Consider the following 21,187-nt stretch of genomic DNA (forward strand, 5'->3'; position numbering starts at 1 on the left):
GAAGCTCCGCTCGTGAAGGATGGACGCCGCATGCCCGACGACCGCCCGCCCGACGACGCCTTCTACCGGGGCGCCGAGGACCCGGAGGTGAAGGTGGTCGGCCGGGTCGTGGCGGAACCGGAGTTGGAGGCCGAGACCGAGCGGTTGGCGCTGCGGATCGCCGGGATGCCCGCCTTCGGACCGGCGCTGACCGAGCGGGCCGTCCACCAGGCCGAGGACCTCCAGGGCCTGCACCCCGGCATGGACGCGGTGTTCGGCCCGCACCACCTGGCGCACCCGCACAACGCGGAGACCGCGGCGGACTCGCTCGGCGGCGTCGACATCGCCGCCCTGAAGGAGGCGAACACCTGATGGAACTCACGCACACGGCCGCTGTGGAGGCCTTCCGGGCCGAGGCCCGGGACTGGCTCCGGGCCCATGTCCCGGCCCGGCCCCTGCCCTCCCTGGAGACGGCCGAGGGCTTCGCGGCGCACCGGGAGTGGGAGGCGCTGCTGCACGCGGACCGCTGGTCGGTGGTGTCGTGGCCCGAGGAGTACGGGGGCCGGGGCGTGGACATCGTCACGTGGCTGGTCTTCGAGGAGGAGTACTGGGCGGCGGGCGCGCCCGGCCGGGTCTCGCAGAACGGCATCAACCTCCTCGCCCCCACCCTCTTCGACCACGCGAGCGCGGAGCAGCGCGCGCGGGTGCTGCCGTCGATGGCGAGCGGCGAGGTGATCTGGGCGCAGGCCTGGTCGGAGCCCGAGGCGGGGTCCGACCTGGCGTCGCTGTCGTCGCGGGCGGTCCGCACGGAGGGCGGCTGGCTGCTGTCGGGGCAGAAGACCTGGTCCTCGCGGGCGGCCTTCGCGGACCGGGCCTTCGGGATCTTCCGTACCGACCCGGACACCCCGAAACCGCACCAGGGGCTGACGTATCTGATGTTCGACCTGCGGGCGCCGGGGGTGACGGTGCGGCCCATCGGCCGGCTCGACGGCAAGCCGGCCTTCGCGGAGCTCTTCCTGGACCAGGTGTTCGTACCGGACGAGGACGTGATCGGGGAGCCGGGGCAGGGCTGGCGGATCGCCATGTCGACGACCGGGAACGAGCGCGGGCTGACCCTGCGCTCCCCCGGCCGTTTCCTGGCGGCGGCGGACCGGCTGGTCGGGCTGTGGCACGCGCACGGGGACCCGTCCGACACCGCGCTGCGCGACCGGGTGGCGGACGCGGTGGTGGGGGCCCGCGCGTACGAGCTGTTCACCTGGGCGAACGCCTCCCGCTTCGCGGCGGGCGGGACGATCGGCGCCGAGTCCAGCCTGAACAAGGTGTTCTGGTCGCAGTACGACATCGCCCTGCACGAGACGGCTCTGGACCTGCTGGGCGCGGACGCGGAGCTGGCGGAGGGTGAGTGGGCCGAGCCGTGGGTGTTCTCCCTGGCCGGGCCGATCTACGCGGGGACGAACGAGATCCAGCGCGACATCATCGCCGAGCGGCTGCTCGGCCTCCCGAAGGGCCGCCGCTGATGCGCTTCCTGCTGACCGACGAGCAGTCGGACTTCGCCCGTACGGTGCGCTCCCTGCTGAGTGCGGCGCAGGTCCCGGCGGCGGTACGGGCCTGGGCGGGCGGCGACGCCGAGCCCGGGCGGGCGCTATGGGCCCGGCTCGCGGAGACGGGTCTGTTCGCGCTGGCCGTGCCGGAGGCCTACGAAGGCGTGGGCCTGCTCCCGCTGGAGCTGTCGCTCGGCTTCGTCGAGCTGGGTCGGGCCGGTGTGCCGGGGCCGCTGGTGGAGAGCGCCGCGGTGTCGGTGCTACTGGCGGAGTCGGCGGACGAGGCGCTCGCCAAGCGGTTCCTGCCGGGGCTGGCGCGGGGCGAGGCCTCGGCCACGCTGACCCTGCCGGGCGGCAGCCCGTACGCACTGGACGCGGACGCGGCGACGTACCGCTTCACGGTGTCCCCGGCCGGCGAACTGCGGCTGGCGGCCGGCCCCGGCGCGCCGATCCGGTCCACGGACCCCGCGCGCCGGCTGTCCCTCCCGCCGGGCGGCGGCGGTGAACTGCTGGCGGCGGGACCGGCGGTGGCCCGGGCGGCCGAGGTGGCCGGACGGTGGGCCCGGCTGCTGACGGCCGCCCAGTGCCTGGGCGTCGGCGAGGCACTGCTGGCCAGGACGGTGGAGTACGCCGAGCAGCGCACGCAGTTCGGGACGGCGATCGGGAGCTTCCAGGCGGTCAAGCACCGGCTGGCGGACACCCTGCTCGACCTGGAGTTCGCGCGCCCGCTGGTGTGGGCGGCGGCCCTGTCGCCGGGCCCGGGCGAGGTGGCGGCGGCGAAGCTGGCGGCCGGCGAGGCGTCGTACCGGGCGGCGATGACGGCGCTCCAGCTCCACGGTGCGGTGGGCTACACCGAGGAGCTGGACCTGTCGCTGTGGCTGCGCAAGGCGCGCCCCCTGCGCGACGCCTGGGGAACCCCGTCGGCCTGTCGGGCCGAGGTGCTGCGCTCCCTCACACCGTCGCGACGTTGAGGCTCACGACGTACTGCTCCTCGACGACGCCGTCCGGGAAGAGCCCGTCCAGGAGTTCCCGCTCCCCCGCGAAGTACGCGCGGGTGCGGGCCTCGCCCAGGACCAGGAAGGCGGAGTGGCTGGCGAGGTTGGCGAGGTGGTCGTCCAGCGTGATGCGCCGGGTCCACGTCACCGAGCGGGTGGTGAACTCGCCGAGCCCCTCGGGCAGGGTGCGGTGGGTCTCCCCCTCGACCTCGAAGAAGACGCGCAGCCGCTCCTCCTGCTCGGCGATCCACGGGACGGTGGGGTCCGAGTCGTTCCACCAGACCGCGAGCGCACCGCCGGGGCGCAGCACCCGCCGGGCCTCGGGCACGGAGCGGACCGGGTCGGTCCAGTGCCAGGCCTGGGCGTAGGTGATCAGGTCGACGGAGTCCGTGGCCAGCGGCAGCCGGTCCCCGTCGCCGCGCACGATCGGGATGTCGGGGTGGGTGCGGCGGAACTCGGCGGCCATCCCGTCCCCGGGCTCGACGGCGACGACCTCGGCCCCGCGCTCGCGCAGGAGCGTGGTGGCGATCCCGGTCCCGGCTCCTACGTCGGCCACCCGGGCTCCGGCGAGCGGCCGACCGATGAGGGTCTCGACGGCGTCGAAGAGGGCCGGAGGGTAGCTGGGGCGGTGGGCGGCGTACGAAGCGGCGGCGGCATCGAAGGAACGGGCACGTGTGGTCATGCGTCCATTGTTTTCGATCAAGCAATCGACAACAAGAACACGGTACTTGCGCCATGCGAAGGGCGATGCGGGCGCGGGCGGGCCCTCTCGGGGAGGGACGCCTTTCAGGTCCGGGGGCGCAGGGAGATCCGGCCGACGAGGGCGGTCTGGAGCAGGATCAGGGCCCCGGTGCCGACCGGCGGCAGGAGCGGGCGGTCCGGGCGCCCGCCCACGGCCCAGGCCGGGCCGTCGGGGTCCACCGTCACGGTCAGCCGGGCGCCGACCGGAAGGTCCGCGGCCACCGGGCCGGGCAGGTTCCGGCCGGCCTCCGTGCGCAGCCGCAGCGACGGGGAGGGGGTCGAGCCGTCCCGCCCCACGGTCCGCTCGGCGACGACCGCCTGTTCCTCTCGGCCGCGGTCATGGAGGGTGTGCCGGTCCCAGGCGATCCCGCCGGCCACCGCGATGCCGACCGCGAGGAGTGCGACGCAGGTGCGGGCGACGAACTCCGCGGCGGTGCCGTGCGGTACGGCCGCGCCGAGGACGAAGACGGCCAGCAGGACCGGGATCCAGGCACCCTCGGGGCCCCGTAGCAGCCAGATCGCACCGAACTCCGCTGCCAGGAGGAGGCAGTTGCGCAAGACCGCGCCCGGCAGCCTCCGTATCACTTCAGCCATGGACACATCATGCCCGGGGAGTCGATAGGATCCGTCACCTGGGCGGGGTCGTAGCACAGAGGCAGTGCGCCTGCTCCACTGCAGGAGGACGCCGGTTCGAGTCCGGCCGCCCCGCCCTTCCCACCCCCGCCACCCAGGCCCCGGCCGCCCGGAGCGCGGCGGCGCCCGCCGGGAGCGGCAGGCCCAGGAAGCCGTGGAAGACCCCCGGGTGGAGCTGGAGCGTGCAGTCGACGCCGGCCGCCGCCAGCCGGCGGGCGTAGTCGAGGCCCTCGTCGCGCAGCACGTCGCAGTCGGCGAGGACGATCAGGGCGGGCGGCAGGCCCGACAGGTCGGGGGCGCGCAGCGGCGAGACGTGCGGGTGCTCCGGGTCGCCGCCGTACCGGTCCCAGTACCAGGCCATGTGGGCGGCGGTGTGGAAGTAGCCCTCCGCGTACCTCTCCACGGAGGCGGATTCCATCCGGGCGTCCAGCGGCGGATAGAACAGCACCTGGCCCGCGACGAGTTCGGGGGCGCGCAGGGCGGTCACGGCCGCGAGGTTGCCGCCGCTGGAGTCCCCCGCCACCACCACCCGGCCGGGGTCGCAGCCGAGCGCGCCGGCCCGCTCCCGCGCCCAGAGCAGGACGGTGAGCGCGTCGTCCGGAGCCGCCGGCCAGGAGTGTTCGGGGGCGAGCCGGTAGTCCGCCGAGACGACCACCGCGCCCGCGGTCCGGGCCAGGGAGCGGCAGGTCGTGTCGTGGGAGTCCAGGCCGCACATGACCCAGCCGCCGCCGTGCAGGTACACGATCAGGGGCCGGTCGGCCGGGCCCGGCGCGGGATCGTAGATCCGGACCGGCACCCCGCCCGCGTCGGTGTCGGTCACCGAGGCCATGGCCGGGCCGGCGCGGCCGGCTCCGGAGGCCGCGGCCGCCCGCAGGGCGTGGACGTCGCCCGGGCCGGGGAAGCCGGCGCTCATCGCGTCGCACAGCGCTCTGGCCTCGGGCGAGAGCGGGTCGGGGGTGCGGGGGCAGGGGGTGTGGGGGTCGGGGGTGCGGGGGTCGGGGGTGCGGGGGTCGGGTGCGTGGAGGTCGCTCATGCCGTCGTCATCCCCCCGTCCACGGTGAACTCGCCGCCCGTCACGTACGAGGACGCGTCCGAGCAGAGGAAGAGGACCAGCTCCCCGACCTCCTCCGGGCGGCCCATCCGCCCCAGCGGTACGTGCGACCAGTCCCGGCCGGCCACCGCCTCGGCCACCATCGGGGTGTCGATGGCCCCCGGGTGCACCGAGTTGACCCGGATCCGGTCCCGGGCGAGGTCGAGCGCCGCCGACCGGGTCAGTCCGCGCAGCCCGAACTTGGTGGATCCGTAGGCGGCATGGCCGGGGATCCCGACGAGTCCGGCGGTGGAGGAGATGTTGACGATCGAGCCGCCGCCGCCCGCGCGCAGCACCGGCGCGACCGCCTGGATGCCGAGGAACGGTCCGAGCAGGTTGACCCGTAGGAGCGCCTCGAAGTCCTCCAGCCGTTGCTGTTCCACGTGGGCGGTGCGCCACAGGGCCGCGTTGTTGACCAGGGCCGAGATCGTGCCGAAGGCGCGGACCGCTTCCTTCACCACCGTCGCCCAGCTCGCCGGGTCGGCCACGTCGTGGCGGACGTACAGCCCTTGGTCGCCGAGGTCGGCGGCCACCGCCCTCCCCTCGTCCTCCCGTACGTCGGTGACGAGGACCCGGGCCCCGGCCGCCGCGCACAGCCGGGCCTCGGCGGCGCCCTGGCCTCGCCCGGCGCCGGTGATCACGACGACCTTGTCGTCGAGCTGCTTCCCCATGGCTCAGCCCTCCAGGGCGCGGAAGTGCGGGATGACCTTCTGGCCCCACTGGCGGATGGTCTCCATGCACGCCTCCTGGGGGACGGTGCCCATCTGGATCAGGCACATCACCTCGTCGACGCCGATCTCGCGGAGCCGCTCGACGTAGGCGATGGCGGTGTCGGCGTCGCCGTACGCGTGCTCGGCGTTGTAGGTGCCGGTGTCGACCGGGCGGGCGGGGATGTTCGCCTCGTGGAGCTTGGCGACGAGTTCCTCCCGACCCCTGGTCAGGGCCGCCACATGGGAGTCGGCGCTCTCGTCGTCCGCGTACCCGGTCGGCTCGGGTCCGTTGCCGTACCAGTGGGCGATGGATTCGGCGAAGAAGCGCTGCCCACGCGTGCCCAGTCGCAGGGCCCGTTCGGCGTCGTCGAGGACGATGGTCGGGCAGAGGGCGGAGAGGTGGTCGTTGACCTCGGTCGAGACGAGGCGCTCGCCGTCGCGCGTGGCGATGGCCTCGTCGTAGACCTTGCGCATGGTGCGTACGTCGTCGGCGCCGGCGAAGCCCATCACCAGGGCCCCGATGCCGAGCTCGGCGGCCAGTTTCAGGGTGTCGTGCTGGGAGCAGGCCATGAACAGCGGCGGGTGCGGGTCCTGGACCGGGCGGGGCAGGATCGCGCCGGGCCCGATGTCGAGGGAGCCGTGCCACTCGAAGGTCTCCTCCTTCCAGGCGGAGGAGAAGATCCGCAGCGCCTCCTCCATCTGCGGGTAGGTGTCCTCGGGCCTGACCCCGTACATGGCCATTTCTTGGCGAGTGGCGCCGCGCCCGGCGCCGATGTCGACGCGGCCGTCGGAGAGCACGTCGAGCATGGCGGCGCGCTCGGCGACCCGCACCGGGTGCTGGTAGCCGAAGGGCATGGTGACGACGCCGTGGCCGATGCGGATCCGGCTCGTGCGGGCGGCCACCCAGGTCAGGAAGATCTCGGAGGCGCTCATGTGCGCGTACCGGGTCAGGGAGTGGTGCTCGACGGCCCAGATCCGATCGAAGCCCATCTCCTCGGCGTACACGGCCTGTTCGACGCATTCGTGGATGACCTGACGCTCGCGTTCGGGGGTGGGGTCGACGAGCTGTGCCTCGAAGATCATCGAGAACTTCACGGTGGGGTCCCTCCATCCGACTCCAGGAGCATTATTTCTAATAGAAATACTTCTAGCAGTCATACGTCACACAGGGAAGGGTGCCGTCGGGACCGGTCGTAGACTGCGCTGCGTGGCAGACGAGACGAACAGGCGCACGCTCCCCGCGACCAGCTGGGCGGTGCTCGGGCTGCTCTCCTTCGGCGAGGAGCTCTCCGGTTACGACCTGAAGAAGTGGTCGGACCGGTCGCTGCGCTTCTTCTACTGGAGCCCGTCGTTCAGCCAGATCTACAGCGAGCTCAAGCGCCTGGAGAAGGCGGGCTACGCCTCCTCGCGACTGGTGTCCCAGGACACCGGGACACGCGACAAGCGGGTCTACCGGATCACGGACGAGGGCATGACGGCCGTCCGGGAGTGGGCCCGCGAGGCCCCCGTCGACCCGCCGGTCCTCAAGCACGGGCCGATGCTGCGACTGTGGCTGGGCCACCTGCTGGAGCCGGAGCAGATGCGCGAAGTCCTGGGCCGGCACCAGGAGTTCGCGGAGGAGATGCGCCGTCGCGCGGTGGCCGACGGGGAGGGCGCGAAGGACGAGAGCGCCTGGGCGTACCCGACGCTCACCCTCAAGTGGGCGGAGCGGTACTACGCCTCCGAGCGCGACCTCGCGGCCGCCATGCTCGACGACATCGACGCGCTGAACGGACCCGACGGGCTCGGCAAGCTGCCGTAGGAGCGCCGGAAGTACAGCAGCGGCGGCCCGTCGCGGTGCACGGTCAGGCGCGGCAGGCGGCCGACCTCGGTTTCACCCTGGCGGGCTGACGGGGCGGCGCGCTGCCGTACCCTCGCCCCATGACGGGCAGTGCGATCAACCTCCGCAAGGTCGAGGAGACGGCTCCGGCGCTCGTGAGCCTCTACAAGAGCGCCGGGGTCTCCCTGCGCAAGTACGGGATGGAGGGCGGACGAGCAGCGGTCTACCTGGTCCTGGACTACTCCGGGTCGATGAAGCCGTACTACGCGGACGGCAGCGTGCAGGCCCTCGCGGACCGGGTGCTCGGGCTGTCCGCGCACCTGGACGACGACGCCCGCGTACCGGTGGTCTTCTTCTCCACCGAGGTCGACGCGGTGGAGGAGATCTCCCTGGCCGGGCACGAGGGCCGGGTCACCGAGATCGCCTCCCGGCTGGGCCACATGGGCAAGACGGCCTACCACGCCGCGATGGACGCGGTCATCGACCACTACCTGGACTCGGGCGCGACGGCTCCGGCCCTGGTCGTCTTCCAGACCGACGGCGGACCGATCAACAAGCTCGCGGCGGAACGGTACCTGTGCAAGGCGGCCCGGCTGCCGCTCTTCTGGCAGTTCGTCGGCTTCGGCAACACGCGCAGCACGCAGTTCGACTTCCTGCGCCGGCTGGACGAGCTGCCGGTACCGGCGCAGCGGGCCGTGGACAACGCCGGCTACTTCCACGCGGGAGCGGACCCCCGCAGGGTGCCGGACGGGGAACTGTACGACCGCCTGGTCGGGGACTTCCCGGCCTGGCTGGCGGCGGCGCGGAGTGCGGGCATCGTGCGCGCCTGACCGGTGACCAGCGGTGCCCGCGCTTTGATGGACGTATGACGCATACCAGCTGGGCAGTCTTCGAGAAGGCGGAACCGGAGTTCGCTGCGGCCGTCCAGGCCCGTTTCGCACAGTACCCGCACCACGTCCTGGCCACCCTGCGCAAGGACGGCTCCCCTCGTGCGACCGGGCTGAATGTCGACATCCGGGGCGGGGAGCTGTGGCTCGGCATGATGTTCGGCTCGATGAAGGCCAGGGACCTCCAGCACGACCCGCGCTTCGCCCTGCACACCAACCCGGGCGCGGGCGAGGAGATGCCGCACGGGGACGTACGGATCTCAGGACGCGCGGTGGAGCTCGTGGACCCGCCGGAACTGCACCGGTACGCGGAGGAGACCGAGATCCCGCACCCGTTCCACCTCTTCCACGCCGATCTGACCGAGGTCGTCCACGTCTGGGTGCAGGGCGAAGACCTGGTGGTGCGCTCGTGGACCCCGGAGCACGGCCTGCGCACCCTGCGCCGGGGCGACGACGACGAACCACCCCGCGAGGACCCGGCCGCATAGTCCCGCTCGCTCCCTCAGGCCGTCGGCTTCTTGTCCTTCCGGGCGAGGACGGTCGGGTCGATGTCCAGCCAACTGCGGTCGATGGTGAGGGTGAGCCCGCCGTAGGTGGCCTTGTGGTCGCCGCGGAACTGGTGGGCCCGGCGCGGGCCGGCCCACTTGGCCGTGCCCTTCCGTAGGCCCATGTCGGCATCTCCGACGGTGGCCGAAAGGTTCCAGCGGGCGGCCCAGAGCACGTCCGGCATGGCCTGGGGGGCCTGGTGGTAGTGGGCGCTCAGCGCCTTGACCCCGGAGCTCACCGAGACGTAGGCGGCGGAGCGGAAGCCCAGTTGGTGCAACCGGTCCGTCCAGGCGGTCAGATAGGCCACGACCGGGGCGTCCCAGGTGGCGCGGTCCGTGTAGCTCTCCACATCGTTGTAGAGCACCGTGCCCTCGGCCAGGCCCAGCGACCGGGCCGCGGCCGCCGCGCCCTCGGCGGCCTCCCGGCCCTGCCCGTCGGCCTCGGAGGGGTCGGTGGACAGGCCGGTGCCGGCGTTGTACCAGGGCTGCGGGCCCACCCAGATCGGCATCAGGTGCCAGCCCTTGGCGGCCTGCCGCTCCACCCAGCGGGCCGTGAGGCGCGGCTGGGCGCAGGCCCGGGCCCGGCCGCCGATGTAGACGCCGATCGCGCCGAAGGGGGAGGCGGCCCGCCAGGTGTCCATGGTCTTCTGGGCGGGAGCGGTGCAGGCGTCGAAGCCCTCCCCCTTGAAGGGTTTCTGGGCGTTGACGGGCCCACCGCCGCCGGCCGGCACCGCCACGACGGGGCTCCCGACGGGCGGCGGCGCCACTCTGCGGGCCCGCTCCAGTACCGTGCGTACGCCGTCGGGCGTCGCACCGTAGGAGACGGTGGCCATGACCCCGGGCCGGTGCAGGGCGTACCGCAGCTCGTTGCTGCCGGACCGTGCCGGGAGCTCACGCAGCGCGCGCCAGGAGTCCACGGCGACGGTGGGGACGTCGGCGCGTTCCGGGGCCCCGTCGAGGGGTTCCAGGTGCAGGGTGTCGGCGCGGCCGGCGACGGCCCGGCCGGTGCACTCGGCCTGGGTGCCGGCGTGGCCGAGGTACAGGGTGGGCAGGTCCAGGCGCACGCAGGCGTCGGGATTCCGGTCGAGGTCGACGACCCGCCAGCCGGCCGGGAGGCCGAGGCGCAGTCCTCGGTAGTCGACGGTCCGACCGTCGTCGGCGGCGGGAGCGACCGGAGCGGCGCCGACGGACGTGCCGGGGATCAGCAGGGCGGCGCCGAGCAGGCCGCTCAGCAGCGTTCGGATGGGGGCCATGATCCAGAGGGGTACCAGACGCCGACCCGGATGAACCGTGCCCACCCGGAGTGCAGTTGGCCCGTCCGGCCCATTCCCGCCCAGCCCGGCCCGCCGACGCGCGTCACCTGCACGAGTGACACGGGCCCGGGCCCGTCACCGCGGGCGGAGTAGGGTCGAGGGGGCGGCCGAAGCCAGTTGCGTTGGCTTCGGCCGCCCTTTCCCCCGTCCCCGGTCAGGCGGCCCGGCGGCGTAGCCACCAGGAGCAGAACCCGGCCAGCAGTCCGGAGAGTGCGAGGAAGATCGCGGTCTCGATCCACTGGAAGGTCCAGTAGCGGTCGGCGGGCTGGTAGTCGACCTCGATGTGCAGGTCCGACGTGGCGAAGCAGTCGAACGGCTCCGTCATGCGCTCCGCGCAGCCGCGGGCACCGCGGACCTCCTGGCCGGACGGGTCGAGCAGTGCGGCCGGGGCCGACACGACCCAGACCCCGGGCCGCAGGACCCCGACCCGGAGGTAGGCGTCATCGCCGGAACCCTTCAGCTGGATGTGGTTCCCGTTCCAGCCTTCCTTCGGCGCACCGGACTCCTCGCCTCCGCCGACCGGCGCCATGACGAGGGACTTGAGCGTCACATCGGTGTGTTCGGGCGTCACGAAGTGCGGGCGGATCGCGAAGGGTACGAAGATCTGGACGGCGACGAAGACGACGAGGGTCGCGGCCATCGCGGGCACGGTACGTCGGATCAGGAGTCCGGCCGTGGCGCCGAGGGTGAAGGCGAACGCCGCGTAGCCGAGGGGGACGATCGCGCGGCCGCTGAACATGAGGGCGGTGAACCGGTCCAGGTTGACCCGGTCGATGGGGGCGGCCCACCAGGTCACCAGGAGGCTGAGCACCCCGGTGACGGCGACGGCGATCAGGCCGACGCCCCCGAGCTTGGCCAGGAGCCAACGACCGCGACCGATGCTCTGGTTCCAGATGAGCCGGTGGGTGCCGGTCTCCAGTTCACGGGCGATCAGCGGGGCGCCCCAGAAGATCCCGATGATGCCGGGCGCGGCGAGCAGCAGGCTCGTGACGTAGTAGGTCAGGGTCTGGTACTCGACGACCAGTGCGTTCTTGGCCGATGCGCAGTCGCCGGCGCAGTTGGCGACGGTGCTGTCGTAGACCTCGCGCATCTGGAGGCCGGTGACCACGAGGAATGTCGCGACCGCGGCCAGGACGGCGAGCGCGGCGAGGGTCTGGACGCGGTATTGGCGCCAGGTCAGCCAGATCATCGCTGGTTCTCCCGGGTGGATCGGGGGCCGGACCCGGCCGTGGCCCGGCTCATGTAGGTGAGGACGAGGTCCTCCAGGTCGAGCGGCTCCAGGACCCAGGAGGGATCCTGGACCGGCTTCTCGGCCCGGACGATGAAGGTGCTCTGCCGCTCGGTGTGGGTCTCCTGGATGACGCGCATGCCCTCGGGCAGCGTGGCGGCGTCGCGGCGCGCGGTGGTGAGCCGGAAGTGGCTCGCGAGCAGGTCGTCGACGTCCCCCGCCACCTGGACCCGCGAGGCGACGAGCGAGACCAGGTGGTCGCAGACCCGCTCCAGGTCGGAGACCAGGTGCGAGGAGAGCACGACGGTGGTGCCGTGTTCGGCCACGACCTCCATCAGGCTCTGCAGGAACTCCCGCCGGGCCAGCGGGTCCAGGGCGGCGACGGGCTCGTCGAGGATGATCAGCTCGGGCCGTTTGGCGACGGCGAGGGTCAGCGCGACCTGGGCGCGCTGGCCGCCGGAGAGCTTCCCGGTCTTCTGCGCGGGTTCCAGTCCGAGCTGTCGGATCCGGTCCTGCGCGAGCTGCGCGTCCCACCCCGGGTTGAGCCGTGCGCCCAGCTTCAGGTGGTCGGCGATGGACAGCCCCGCGTACGTGGGCGTGTCCTGGGCGACGAAACCGACCTTGGCCAGTTGCTCGGGCCCGGACGCGGGCCGGCCGCCGAGCACCTCGATGCTGCCGGAGGTCGGGCCGATCAGTCCGCAGGCCAGCTGCAACAGGGTCGACTTCCCGGCCCCGTTGGGCCCGACCAGCCCGACGACCCGCCCGGACGGCAGGCTCAGGGTGCAGTCACTGAGCGCCTCTTTGCGGCCGTACCGCTTGCCCAACGCGCGGGCTTCCAATATGGCGGTCATTTCTCCTCTTCGTTGTGCGTGCGGATGTGCGGGTGCGGGTGCGGGTCCGTGCCGGTGCGGGCGGCGCGGAAGGTGCTCAGGAACAGGGCCTCGATGCTTTCCTCGTCCAACCCGGCGGCCCGCGCCTTGTCGAGCCACAGCCGCAACTCCCGGCGCAGCGGCTCGTGCTCGGCGATCGAGTCGTCGCCGAGCGTCCCGGAAATGAACGTCCCGACCCCCGGCTTCTTGGCGACCAGCCCCTCGTACTCCAGCTCCCGGTACGCCTTGAGCACGGTGTTCGGGTTGATCGCCACCGAAGCGGCGACGTCCTTGACCGTCGGCAACCGGTCCCCCTCGGCCAGCAGCCCCAACCGCAGGGCCTGCCTCACCTGGTGGATGAGCTGCATGTACGGAGCCACGCCGGACCGGGCATCGAGGTGAAACTCGATCACCGTCCACCTCTATTCATCTAGCTTCCTAGCACTATAGGACTACGCATATCCGATCACTGTCAAGCCAGTGGACGTCAACACGGCCGCGAGCAGCCCGGATTGACGACGGAGCGGACTGAGTACGCGTACTCAGGCAGATGTCGGTACCGCTGGGTAGCGTCGCGACGTGTCCGACGAACGGACGACACGACCACATGGGGGACGACATGAAGAAGCGCACCACCGCCCTGGCGGCCCTGGCCCCGGCTCTCGCACTGGTCCTGGCGGCGAGCCCGGCCCAGGCCGCGTCGACGGGCGAGATCATCGGCTACCCGGGCCCCGACGGCCTGATCTGGATCGCCGACCAGGCCGGCTCCAGCGGCTTCGTCTCGGGCGGTCTCTCCGAGCGACTGGACACGTTCATCACGTTCGGCTGCGCCGACGGCGGGAGCATCGAGGTGTCGTTCCGGCTCGAGGAGCACCCGGACCGCGACCCGGCCCCCTTCACCGTCGACTGCCCCGGCACGGACCCGACGGTCGTCACGGTCCCCCTCGGCACGGGCATCCACGGCGGATTCGTCGCATGGGTGACGGCCTCGACCCCGACCACCCGCTGGGGCGCCACGGTCACCCAGCCCGAGTAGCCCCGAAACACGTCACAGCGCCCGCCACCCCTGGTCGGGGACGTGGCGGGCGCTGCACCGCCCTCCTTCTGACGCACACCGACCAGCCGATCGGCACCCGGGCTCCGTCGCATGGCGGAGGGGGCCAGCAGGTCGATGCCGTATCTGACCGCCCGGCCGCCGGGCGCAGCGGACGCGTGGACGGAGGAGGCCGCGGCAGCAGGGCTGCGGGGCGGTCAGCGCATCCTGCGTGTGGCGTACGGTCGTGACGCGACACAGGCTCATCCAACTCGACGACGAGCGGACGGAGTTGACCGACAGCACTGCCCCCGGGACATCGCCGTCGGCACGGCTCTCGCCGGCGCGGCGAAGATCCGCGGCGGCGCCGTGACGCTGCCGACCGCCCTGGGGCACATCGGCGCGCGGATCCCGCGCGAAGAGGAACGTGAGCGACTGCGTCTCGGGGCGGGTGAACCGGTCCTCCGCCTGACCCGCACCACCTACGACGCCACGGACAGCCCCATCCAGGCAGACGTGATGCTCATGCCGGCCGGACGCCAACAGGTGCGCTACGAGATCAGGCTCGGCCCTTCACAGCCCGGATGAACGGAGCCCATACGGCGGCCGGGAAGACCAGGACCGGGCCGACGCCGGCCAGCTTGCTGTCGCGGACGGGGACGACGCCGGGGAGGTCGTCGGAGACCTCGACGCAACTGCCGCCGTCTCCATTGCTGTACGAGGACTTGCGCCAGGTCAGCCCGTTCACGTCCGCACGCATGTCGCGTACTCCTCCGCCACCGACTCGACCGAGGCCAGGGACGCCTCCGGCGGCAACGCAGCAGCCCTGGCAAGATCGTACGACTTCCAGTGTCGCTGGACCAGGGCCGGATAGTCGAGCAACTGCCCCGCGTAGGGACCCTCGGTGTACGCCACGTCGGGCGCTTCAGCGAACTGCATGATGGTCATCATCGAGCCCACTGCACCGTGGGCCCCGGCAGCGAACGGCACGACCTGCACCATGATCCGGTGGGCACGCGCGTACGAAGCAATGCGCCGCAGCTGAGCCGCCATCACGGCAGGCCCGCCGACCACCGTCCGCAGGACCGCCTCATGCAGGACGACCCACACCTCGGGGGCTTCTGGGTCGCCGAGGAGTCGCGCCCGTTCGGCACGTGCCCCGACCAGGGCATCAACGCGCTCCGCGAGAGCGGTGGGACTCGTCGCGCGGATGACCGCTCGGGCGTAGTCCTCCGTCTGGAGCAACCCCGGGACCAGCGTGGGGGCGTATTCGTAGATGGCGGTCGCCAGCGCCTCCAGCTCGGCCGCATCGGCGAAGTATTCACTGTGCTTGGACTTGAACGCCCTGGCCAGGCGGAAGAAGTAGTCCCCCGTGTTCAGCTCCCTGTCGATGAGCTTGGCGATCTCCGGACGCAGGCGACGCCGCCCGCTCTCCATCATCCCGACGTACGCCCCCGTGGCGAAGATGCGCTCGCCCAGACCTTCCTGGGTCAGCCCCGCCGCCTCGCGCTTCCCCCGCAGTTCCTCTCGGGCGAACTCCTCCGGCGTCTGCGCCCCACCTTCGCCATTCGGCTTGGCCATGAGCCAACTCCCCGCTTCCGCAGTGCCCTCGCTCCGCGAAAAGCGTAGTCCGGGCAACACCCGCGGTTCAGCGGAACGCATTGATACGACTACCCGACGCCACAGCGCCCGCCACCCCTGGTCGGGGACGTGGCGGGCGCTGTGCCGGGTGTTCCGTACGCCGTTGTACGGGCCGTATGAGGGGTCCCGCCCTTCGCGAGGCGGGGGTGCTGCGGGGGCTACACCATCAGCGAGCGGTCCGTCGGCTTGACCGGGTACGGGAGGGCGCTGCTGCCGGTCAGGAAGCGGTCCACGCCGCGGGCGGCCGAGCGGCCTTCCGCGATGGCCCAGACGATCAGCGACTGGCCGCGGCCCGCGTCGCCGGCGACGAAGACGCCGTCCACGTTGGTCGCGTAGGAGGCGTCGCGGTCGATGTTGCCGCGGGCGTCCATCTCCAGGCCGAACTGCTGGGTCAGGCCGTTGGCCTGATCCGTGCCCGTGAAGCCCATCGCCAGGGTGACCAGCTGCGCGGGGAGGACGCGCTCGGTACCGGGCTTCTGGACGAGCTTGCCGTCCTCGAAGGCGACCTCGACCAGGTGGAGGGCCTGGACGTTGCCGTCCTCGTCACCCTCGAAGTGGGTGGTGGAGACGGAGTAGACCCGCTCACCGCCCTCCTCGTGGGCCGAGGTGACCTTGTAGAGCATCGGGAAGGTCGGCCACGGCTGGTTGGCGTTGCGGTCCTCGCCCGGCTTGGGCATGATCTCCAGCTGCGTGACCGAGGCCGCGCCCTGGCGGTGGGCGGTGCCCACGCAGTCCGCGCCGGTGTCGCCACCGCCGATGACGACCACGTGCTTGCCCTCGGCCGTGATGGGGGGCGCCATGAAGTCGCCCTCCTGGACCTTGTTGGCGAGCGGCAGGTACTCCATGGCGAAGTGGATGCCGTTCAGCTCGCGGCCGGGGACCGGCAGGTCGCGGGAGACCGTCGCGCCCGCCGCGATGACCACCGCGTCGAACCGCTTGCGCAGGTCGGTGGCGGTGATGTCGCGGCCGACCTCGATGCCGGTACGGAACTTGGTGCCCTCCGCGCGCATCTGCTCGATGCGGCGGTTGATGTGCACCTTCTCCATCTTGAACTCGGGGATGCCGTAGCGCAGCAGGCCGCCGATGCGGTCCGCGCGCTCGTACACGACCACGGTGTGGCCGGCCCGGGTCAGCTGCTGGGCGGCGGCTAGGCCCGCCGGGCCCGAGCCGATGACGGCCGCGGTCTTGCCGGACAGCCGCTCCGGCGCCTGCGGGGTGACGTCGCCGTTGTCCCACGCCTTGTCGATGATCGAGACTTCGACGTTCTTGATGGTGACGGCGGGCTGGTTGATGCCGAGCACGCACGCCGACTCGCACGGGGCCGGGCACAGCCGACCGGTGAACTCCGGGAAGTTGTTCGTCGCGTGGAGGCGCTCCGACGCGGCGGTCCAGTCCTCGCGGTACGAGAAGTCGTTCCACTCCGGAATCAGGTTCCCGAGCGGGCACCCGTTGTGGCAGAACGGGATGCCGCAGTCCATGCAGCGCCCGGCCTGCTTGCTGATGATCGGGAGCAGCGAGCCCGGAACGTAGACCTCGTTCCAGTCCTTCAGCCGATCGGCGACGGGACGGGTGCAGGCGGTCTCGCGCGGGGTGGTGAGGAAGCCCTTCGGGTCAGCCATGGGTCGCCGCCTCCATCATCTTCTCCGTGGTCTCGGATTCCGAGAGTCCGGCGAGCTCAGCGGCGTCCTTGGCGGCGAGCACTGCCTTGTACGTGGTGGGGATGATCTTGCTGAAGCGGTCCACCGCGACGGACCAGTCAGCCAGGAGCTTCGCGGCCACGGTCGAGCCGGTCTCCTCCTCGTGGCGGCGCACCACATCGTGCAGCCACTGCTTGTCGGTGTCGGACAGGGCCTCGACGGCGCCCGCGTTGCCGACGTTGACGTTGTGCGGGTCGAGGTCGATGACGTACGCGACGCCGCCCGACATACCGGCCGCGAAGTTGCGGCCCGTCTCGCCCAGGACGACGGCCTGGCCGCCGGTCATGTACTCGCAGCCGTGGTCGCCCACGCCCTCCGAGACGACCAGCGCGCCCGAGTTGCGGACGCAGAAGCGCTCGCCGGTGCGGCCGCGCAGGAACATCTCGCCGCCGGTGGCTCCGTAGCCGATCGTGTTGCCGGCGATGGTGGAGTACTCGGCGAGGTGGTCGGCGCCGCGGTCCGGGCGGACCACGATGCGGCCACCGGAGAGGCCCTTGCCGACGTAGTCGTTGGCGTCGCCCTCCAGGCGGAGGGTGATGCCCTTCGGCACGAAGGCGCCGAAGGACTGGCCGGCCGAGCCCGTGAAGGTCAGGTCGATGGTGTTGTCGGGCAGGCCCGCACCGCCGAACTTCTTCGTGACGTGGTGGCCGAGCATCGTGCCGACGGTCCGGTTGATGTTCCGGATGGCGACCTGGGCGCGGACCGGCTGGGCGCTCTCGGCGGACTCCGCGTTCAGGGCGTCGGCGGCGAGCTCGACGAGCTCGTTGTCGAGGGCCTTCTCCAGACCGTGGTCCTGCTCGATCAGGGCGTGGCGGACCGCGCCCTCGGGCAGCTCCGGCACGTAGAAGAGCGGCTCCAGGTCGAGACCCTGCGCCTTCCAGTGCGTGACGGCCGCGGTGGTGTCGAGGAGCTCGGCGTGGCCGACGGCCTCCTCGATCGTGCGGAAGCCCAGCTCGGCGAGGAGCTCGCGCACCTCCTCCGCGATGTACTCGAAGAAGTTGACGACGAACTCGGGCTTGCCGGAGAAGCGGTCGCGCAGGACCGGGTTCTGGGTGGCGATGCCGACCGGGCAGGTGTCCAGGTGGCAGACGCGCATCATGACGCAGCCGGAGACGACGAGCGGCGCGGTCGCGAAACCGAACTCCTCGGCACCGAGCAGCGCGGCGATGACCACGTCGCGGCCGGTCTTGAGCTGGCCGTCCGTCTGGACGACGATCCGGTCGCGCAGCCCGTTGAGCAGCAGGGTCTGCTGGGTCTCCGCGAGGCCGAGCTCCCAGGGGCCGCCCGCGTGCTTGAGCGAGGTGAGCGGGGAGGCGCCCGTTCCGCCGTCGTGGCCGGAGATGAGGACGACGTCCGCGTGTGCCTTGGAGACACCGGCCGCGACCGTACCCACGCCGACCTCGGAGACCAGCTTCACGTGGATGCGGGCGACCGGGTTGGCGTTCTTGAGGTCGTGGATCAGCTGAGCCAGGTCCTCGATGGAGTAGATGTCGTGGTGCGGCGGCGGGGAGATCAGGCCGACACCCGGGGTGGAGTGCCGGGTCTTGGCGACCCACGGGTAGACCTTGTGGCCGGGCAGCTGGCCGCCCTCGCCGGGCTTGGCACCCTGCGCCATCTTGATCTGGATGTCGTCCGCGTTGACCAGGTACTCGCTCGTGACACCGAAGCGGCCGGAGGCGACCTGCTTGATGGAGGAGCGGCGCGCCGGGTCGTACAGGCGGTCCGGGTCCTCGCCGCCCTCACCGGTGTTGGACTTGGCGCCCAACTGGTTCATGGCGATGGCGAGGGTCTCGTGCGCCTCCTTGGAGATGGAGCCGTACGACATGGCGCCGGTGGAGAAGCGCTTGACGATGTCGGCGACCGACTCGACCTCGTCGATGGAGATCGCTTCGCGGTCCGACTTGAAACCGAACAGGCCGCGGAGCGTCATCAGGCGCTCGGACTGCTCGTTCACCCGGGCCGTGTACTGCTTGAAGATGTCGTACCGGCGGTTGCGGGTGGCGTGCTGGAGGCGGAAGACCGTCTCCGGGTCGAACAGGTGCGGCTCGCCCTCGCGACGCCACTGGTACTCGCCGCCGATCTCCAGCGCGCGGTGCGTGGCCGCGATGCCGGAGGCGGGGTACGCCTTGGCGTGGCGCGCGGCCACCTCCTTGGCGACGACGTCCAGGCCGGCGCCGCCGATCTTGGTGGCGGTGCCGTTGAAGTAGGTCCCGACGAACTCGTCGTCGAGGCCGACGGCCTCGAAGACCTGGGCGCCGCGGTAGGAGGCGACGGTGGAGATGCCCATCTTGGACATGACCTTCAGGACGCCCTTGCCGAGCGCGTAGATCAGGTTCTTGATGGCCTGCTCCGGCTCCAGGCCGGACAGGAAGGTACCGGCGCGCAGCAGGTCCTCGACGGACTCCATGGCGAGGTACGGGTTGACCGCGGCCGCGCCGTAGCCGATGAGCAGGGCGACGTGGTGGACCTCGCGGACGTCACCGGCCTCGACCAGCAGACCCACCTGGGTGCGCTGCTTGGTGGCGATGAGGTGGTGGTGCACGGCGGAGGTGAGCAGCAGCGACGGGATCGGCGCGTGCTCGGCGTCCGAGTGACGGTCCGAGAGGACGATCAGGCGGGCGCCGTTGGCGATGGCCGCGTCGGCCTCGGCGCGGATCTGCTCGATGCGGGCGGCCAGGGCCTCGCCGCCGCCGGAGACCCGGTAGAGGCCGGAGAGCGTGGCGGCCTTCATGCCGGGCATGTCGCCGTCGGCGTTGATGTGGATGAGCTTGGCCAGCTCGTCGTTGTCGATCACCGGGAACGGCAGGGTGACGCTGCGGCAGGACGCGGCGGTCGACTCCAGCAGGTTGCCCTGCGGGCCGAGCGAGGACAGCAGCGAGGTGACGAGCTCCTCGCGGATGGCGTCCAGCGGCGGGTTGGTGACCTGCGCGAAGAGCTGGGTGAAGTAGTCGAAGAGCAGCCGGGGGCGCTCGGAGAGGGCCGCGATCGGGGAGTCCGTACCCATGGAGCCGAGCGGCTCGCCGGCGGTACGGGCCATCGGCGCGAGGATGACGCGCAGCTCTTCCTCGGTGTAGCCGAAGGTCTGCTGGCGGCGGGTGACCGAGGCGTGGGTGTGCACGATGTGCTCACGCTCGGGCAGGTCCGACAGCTCGATCTCGCCGGTCTCCAGCCACTCCGCGTAGGGCGCGGCGGCGGCCAGCTCGTTCTTGATCTCGTCGTCCTCGATGATCCGCTTCTGGGCGGTGTCGACGAGGAACATCTTGCCGGGCTGCAGGCGGCCCTTGCGGACGACCTTGGCCGGGTCGATGTCGAGCACGCCGACCTCGGAGCCCAGGACGACGAGGCCGTCGTCGGTGACCCAGTAGCGGCCGGGGCGCAGGCCGTTGCGGTCGAGGACCGCGCCGACCTGGGTGCCGTCGGTGAAGGTGACGCAGGCCGGGCCGTCCCAGGGTTCCATCTGCGTGGAGTGGTACTTGTAGAACGCGCGGCGGGCCGGGTCCATGGAGGTGTGGTTCTCCCACGCCTCCGGGATCATCATCAGCACGCTGTGCGGGAGCGAGCGGCCGCCGAGGTGGAGCAGCTCCAGGACCTCGTCGAAGGAGGCCGAGTCGGAGGCGTCCGGGGTGCAGATCGGGAAGATCCGGTCCAGTGCGCCCTCGCCGAAGGCGGCGGAGGCCAGCTGGGACTCGCGGGCCTTCATCCAGTTCCGGTTGCCCTTGACCGTGTTGATCTCGCCGTTGTGCGCGACGAAGCGGTACGGGTGGGCGAGCGGCCACGACGGGAAGGTGTTCGTGGAGAAGCGCGAGTGGACCAGGGCGACGGCCGAGGCGAAGCGGCGGTCGGAGAGGTCCGGGAAGAAGGGCTCCAGCTGGCCGGTGGTCAGCATGCCCTTGTAGACGATGGTGCGGGCGGAGAGCGACGGGAAGTACACGCCGGCCTCGCGCTCGGCGCGCTTGCGCAGCACGAAGGCCTTGCGGTCCAGCTCGATGCCCGTGCTGCCGTTGCTGACGAACAGCTGCGAGAAGGCCGGCATCGTGGCGCGGGCGCCGTTGCCGAGCAGGTCGGGGGTGACCGGGACCTCGCGCCAGCCGAGGACCGTGAGGTTCTCCTCGGCGGCGATGGCCTCGATCCGCTCCACGGCGACGGCCTGTGCGGTGCCGTCGGCGGGGAGGAAGGCGATACCGACGGCGTAGCCGCCGGCCTCGGGGAGCTCGAAGCCGGCCACCTCGCGCAGGAACGCGTCGGGGACCTGGCTGAGGATTCCGGCGCCGTCGCCCGAGTCCGGCTCGGAGCCGGTCGCGCCGCGGTGCTCGAGGTTCCGCAATACGGTCAGGGCCTGCTCAACGAGTGTGTGGGTGGCCTCGCCGGTGAGGTTCGCCACGAATCCGACGCCACAGGCGTCCTTCTCGTTGCGCGGGTCGTACATGCCCTGCTGGGCGGGGCGACCGTCCATGGGCGACCAGGCG

At 71.9% G+C, this 21,187-nt stretch carries 20 protein-coding genes, 1 tRNA gene and 1 pseudogene; 9 read left to right on the forward strand and 13 right to left on the reverse strand.

What is annotated here, in order from left to right; translation table 11 throughout:
• Nucleotides 1-30 precede the first annotated feature (30 nt).
• Genes ACGFYY_RS37005 through ACGFYY_RS37015 form a run of 3 tightly spaced genes read left to right on the forward strand, consistent with a single transcriptional unit; the run spans nucleotide 31 to nucleotide 2,491 of the window.
• Nucleotides 31-351, forward strand: a complete 321-nt coding sequence (locus tag ACGFYY_RS37005; RefSeq protein WP_393716356.1) for a hypothetical protein — start codon at nucleotides 31-33, stop codon at nucleotides 349-351.
• Nucleotides 351-1,496, forward strand: a complete 1,146-nt coding sequence (locus ACGFYY_RS37010) for an acyl-CoA dehydrogenase family protein (protein ID WP_365275132.1) — start codon at nucleotides 351-353, stop codon at nucleotides 1,494-1,496. Before ACGFYY_RS37005 ends, ACGFYY_RS37010 begins: the two co-directional genes overlap by 1 nt.
• The gene (locus ACGFYY_RS37015; protein WP_393716358.1) at nucleotides 1,496-2,491 is read left to right on the forward strand and encodes an acyl-CoA dehydrogenase family protein; all 996 of its coding nucleotides are present in this window, start codon (nucleotides 1,496-1,498) and stop codon (nucleotides 2,489-2,491) included. Before ACGFYY_RS37010 ends, ACGFYY_RS37015 begins: the two co-directional genes overlap by 1 nt.
• On the opposite strand, the gene ACGFYY_RS37020 is transcribed toward ACGFYY_RS37015, so the two are convergent.
• Both ACGFYY_RS37020 and ACGFYY_RS37025 read right to left on the reverse strand, forming a co-directional pair.
• Entirely contained in the window at nucleotides 2,472-3,197 is a 726-nt protein-coding gene (locus tag ACGFYY_RS37020) for a class I SAM-dependent methyltransferase (protein ID WP_393716360.1), read from the reverse strand. The genes ACGFYY_RS37015 and ACGFYY_RS37020 overlap by 20 nt on opposite strands.
• Before the next feature lie 104 nt (nucleotides 3,198-3,301).
• A complete protein-coding gene (locus ACGFYY_RS37025; protein ID WP_393716362.1) occupies nucleotides 3,302-3,850 on the reverse strand; it encodes a hypothetical protein in 549 nt (182 codons plus the stop codon).
• A 42-nt stretch (nucleotides 3,851-3,892) separates the two neighbouring features.
• Between ACGFYY_RS37025 and ACGFYY_RS37030 the strand changes: the two genes are divergently transcribed.
• Nucleotides 3,893-3,966: transfer RNA gene (locus ACGFYY_RS37030), tRNA-Trp, on the forward strand.
• A gap of 80 nt (nucleotides 3,967-4,046) precedes the next feature.
• Here ACGFYY_RS37030 and ACGFYY_RS37035 read toward each other — a convergent pair.
• The 3 genes and pseudogenes from ACGFYY_RS37035 to ACGFYY_RS37045 all read right to left on the reverse strand — a co-directional run.
• Nucleotides 4,047-4,922: pseudogene (locus ACGFYY_RS37035) on the reverse strand (alpha/beta hydrolase); the annotation flags it as partial.
• Nucleotides 4,919-5,650 (reverse strand): glucose 1-dehydrogenase, encoded by a 732-nt coding sequence (locus tag ACGFYY_RS37040; RefSeq protein WP_365275120.1) that lies wholly within the window; start codon nucleotides 5,648-5,650, stop codon nucleotides 4,919-4,921. The pseudogene ACGFYY_RS37035 and the gene ACGFYY_RS37040, both read right to left, overlap by 4 nt.
• Before the next feature lie 3 nt (nucleotides 5,651-5,653).
• Nucleotides 5,654-6,784 (reverse strand): LLM class flavin-dependent oxidoreductase, encoded by a 1,131-nt coding sequence (locus ACGFYY_RS37045; RefSeq protein ID WP_393716364.1) that lies wholly within the window; start codon nucleotides 6,782-6,784, stop codon nucleotides 5,654-5,656.
• Nucleotides 6,785-6,896: 112 nt separating this feature from the next.
• Here ACGFYY_RS37045 and ACGFYY_RS37050 point away from each other — a divergent pair, with 112 nt between their 5' ends.
• The 3 genes from ACGFYY_RS37050 to ACGFYY_RS37060 all read left to right on the forward strand — a co-directional run bounded on the left by ACGFYY_RS37050 (nucleotide 6,897) and on the right by ACGFYY_RS37060 (nucleotide 8,883).
• Nucleotides 6,897-7,490, forward strand: coding sequence for a helix-turn-helix transcriptional regulator (locus tag ACGFYY_RS37050; protein ID WP_393716366.1), 594 nt, complete (start codon nucleotides 6,897-6,899; stop codon nucleotides 7,488-7,490).
• 119 nt (nucleotides 7,491-7,609) lie between these two features.
• Complete coding sequence (locus ACGFYY_RS37055; RefSeq protein WP_365275111.1) at nucleotides 7,610-8,338, forward strand: VWA domain-containing protein; 729 nt, start codon at nucleotides 7,610-7,612, stop codon at nucleotides 8,336-8,338.
• 35 nt (nucleotides 8,339-8,373) lie between these two features.
• The gene (locus ACGFYY_RS37060; protein WP_393716369.1) at nucleotides 8,374-8,883 is read left to right on the forward strand and encodes a pyridoxamine 5'-phosphate oxidase family protein; all 510 of its coding nucleotides are present in this window, start codon (nucleotides 8,374-8,376) and stop codon (nucleotides 8,881-8,883) included.
• Nucleotides 8,884-8,897: 14 nt separating this feature from the next.
• Here the strand turns inward: ACGFYY_RS37060 and ACGFYY_RS37065 are convergent, their stop codons facing one another.
• The 4 genes from ACGFYY_RS37065 to ACGFYY_RS37080 all read right to left on the reverse strand — a co-directional run bounded on the left by ACGFYY_RS37065 (nucleotide 8,898) and on the right by ACGFYY_RS37080 (nucleotide 12,763).
• Entirely contained in the window at nucleotides 8,898-10,193 is a 1,296-nt protein-coding gene (locus ACGFYY_RS37065; protein WP_393716371.1) for a DUF1906 domain-containing protein, read from the reverse strand.
• Between the two features lie 214 nt (nucleotides 10,194-10,407).
• Nucleotides 10,408-11,442 (reverse strand): ABC transporter permease, encoded by a 1,035-nt coding sequence (locus ACGFYY_RS37070; RefSeq protein ID WP_393716373.1) that lies wholly within the window; start codon nucleotides 11,440-11,442, stop codon nucleotides 10,408-10,410.
• Entirely contained in the window at nucleotides 11,439-12,332 is an 894-nt protein-coding gene (locus ACGFYY_RS37075) for an ABC transporter ATP-binding protein (protein ID WP_393716375.1), read from the reverse strand. The genes ACGFYY_RS37070 and ACGFYY_RS37075 overlap by 4 nt, the downstream gene beginning before the upstream one ends.
• Complete coding sequence (locus ACGFYY_RS37080) at nucleotides 12,329-12,763, reverse strand: GntR family transcriptional regulator (RefSeq protein WP_393716377.1); 435 nt, start codon at nucleotides 12,761-12,763, stop codon at nucleotides 12,329-12,331. The genes ACGFYY_RS37075 and ACGFYY_RS37080 overlap by 4 nt, the downstream gene beginning before the upstream one ends.
• A 206-nt stretch (nucleotides 12,764-12,969) precedes the next feature.
• Between ACGFYY_RS37080 and ACGFYY_RS37085 the strand changes: the two genes are divergently transcribed.
• Both ACGFYY_RS37085 and ACGFYY_RS37090 read left to right on the forward strand, forming a co-directional pair.
• Entirely contained in the window at nucleotides 12,970-13,386 is a 417-nt protein-coding gene (locus ACGFYY_RS37085; RefSeq protein WP_393716379.1) for a hypothetical protein, read from the forward strand.
• 135 nt (nucleotides 13,387-13,521) lie between these two features.
• Nucleotides 13,522-13,971: a UTRA domain-containing protein gene (locus tag ACGFYY_RS37090; protein WP_393716381.1), complete on the forward strand. Its 450-nt coding sequence runs from the start codon at nucleotides 13,522-13,524 to the stop codon at nucleotides 13,969-13,971.
• Here ACGFYY_RS37090 and ACGFYY_RS37095 read toward each other — a convergent pair.
• From ACGFYY_RS37095 to gltB, 4 genes are all read right to left on the reverse strand, one after another.
• The gene (locus ACGFYY_RS37095) at nucleotides 13,943-14,143 is read right to left on the reverse strand and encodes a DUF397 domain-containing protein (protein WP_393716383.1); all 201 of its coding nucleotides are present in this window, start codon (nucleotides 14,141-14,143) and stop codon (nucleotides 13,943-13,945) included. The two genes, ACGFYY_RS37090 and ACGFYY_RS37095, sit on opposite strands and share 29 nt — an antisense overlap.
• Nucleotides 14,128-14,964, reverse strand: coding sequence for a helix-turn-helix transcriptional regulator (locus ACGFYY_RS37100; protein ID WP_393716385.1), 837 nt, complete (start codon nucleotides 14,962-14,964; stop codon nucleotides 14,128-14,130). Before ACGFYY_RS37100 ends, ACGFYY_RS37095 begins: the two co-directional genes overlap by 16 nt.
• Nucleotides 14,965-15,182: 218 nt before the next feature.
• Nucleotides 15,183-16,643, reverse strand: a complete 1,461-nt coding sequence (locus tag ACGFYY_RS37105) for a glutamate synthase subunit beta (RefSeq protein WP_365275084.1) — start codon at nucleotides 16,641-16,643, stop codon at nucleotides 15,183-15,185.
• Complete coding sequence (gltB, locus tag ACGFYY_RS37110) at nucleotides 16,636-21,174, reverse strand: glutamate synthase large subunit (protein ID WP_393716409.1); 4,539 nt, start codon at nucleotides 21,172-21,174, stop codon at nucleotides 16,636-16,638. The genes ACGFYY_RS37105 and gltB overlap by 8 nt, the downstream gene beginning before the upstream one ends.
• Nucleotides 21,175-21,187: the final 13 nt, after the last annotated feature.

The organism is Streptomyces sp. NPDC048331, from assembly GCF_043201215.1.
GTDB lineage: Bacteria > Actinomycetota > Actinomycetes > Streptomycetales > Streptomycetaceae > Streptomyces.

Excerpts from the sequence above, each read along its gene's own strand:
- ACGFYY_RS37105 (WP_365275084.1), bottom strand. The coding sequence starts at position 16,643 with ATGGCTGACCCGAAGGGCTTCCTCACCACCCCGCGCGAGACCGCCTGC.
- ACGFYY_RS37025 (WP_393716362.1), bottom strand. The coding sequence starts at position 3,850 with ATGGCTGAAGTGATACGGAGGCTGCCGGGCGCGGTCTTGCGCAACTGC.
- ACGFYY_RS37010 (WP_365275132.1), top strand. The coding sequence starts at position 351 with ATGGAACTCACGCACACGGCCGCTGTGGAGGCCTTCCGGGCCGAGGCC.
- ACGFYY_RS37090 (WP_393716381.1), top strand. The coding sequence starts at position 13,522 with ATGCCGTATCTGACCGCCCGGCCGCCGGGCGCAGCGGACGCGTGGACG.
- ACGFYY_RS37100 (WP_393716385.1), bottom strand. The coding sequence starts at position 14,964 with ATGGCCAAGCCGAATGGCGAAGGTGGGGCGCAGACGCCGGAGGAGTTC.
- gltB (WP_393716409.1), bottom strand. The coding sequence starts at position 21,174 with ATGGACGGTCGCCCCGCCCAGCAGGGCATGTACGACCCGCGCAACGAG.
- ACGFYY_RS37075 (WP_393716375.1), bottom strand. The coding sequence starts at position 12,332 with ATGACCGCCATATTGGAAGCCCGCGCGTTGGGCAAGCGGTACGGCCGC.
- ACGFYY_RS37005 (WP_393716356.1), top strand. The coding sequence starts at position 31 with ATGCCCGACGACCGCCCGCCCGACGACGCCTTCTACCGGGGCGCCGAG.
- ACGFYY_RS37055 (WP_365275111.1), top strand. The coding sequence starts at position 7,610 with ATGACGGGCAGTGCGATCAACCTCCGCAAGGTCGAGGAGACGGCTCCG.
- ACGFYY_RS37065 (WP_393716371.1), bottom strand. The coding sequence starts at position 10,193 with ATGGCCCCCATCCGAACGCTGCTGAGCGGCCTGCTCGGCGCCGCCCTG.
- ACGFYY_RS37020 (WP_393716360.1), bottom strand. The coding sequence starts at position 3,197 with ATGACCACACGTGCCCGTTCCTTCGATGCCGCCGCCGCTTCGTACGCC.
- ACGFYY_RS37060 (WP_393716369.1), top strand. The coding sequence starts at position 8,374 with ATGACGCATACCAGCTGGGCAGTCTTCGAGAAGGCGGAACCGGAGTTC.
- ACGFYY_RS37040 (WP_365275120.1), bottom strand. The coding sequence starts at position 5,650 with ATGGGGAAGCAGCTCGACGACAAGGTCGTCGTGATCACCGGCGCCGGG.
- ACGFYY_RS37070 (WP_393716373.1), bottom strand. The coding sequence starts at position 11,442 with ATGATCTGGCTGACCTGGCGCCAATACCGCGTCCAGACCCTCGCCGCG.
- ACGFYY_RS37015 (WP_393716358.1), top strand. The coding sequence starts at position 1,496 with ATGCGCTTCCTGCTGACCGACGAGCAGTCGGACTTCGCCCGTACGGTG.
- ACGFYY_RS37095 (WP_393716383.1), bottom strand. The coding sequence starts at position 14,143 with ATGCGTGCGGACGTGAACGGGCTGACCTGGCGCAAGTCCTCGTACAGC.
- ACGFYY_RS37085 (WP_393716379.1), top strand. The coding sequence starts at position 12,970 with ATGAAGAAGCGCACCACCGCCCTGGCGGCCCTGGCCCCGGCTCTCGCA.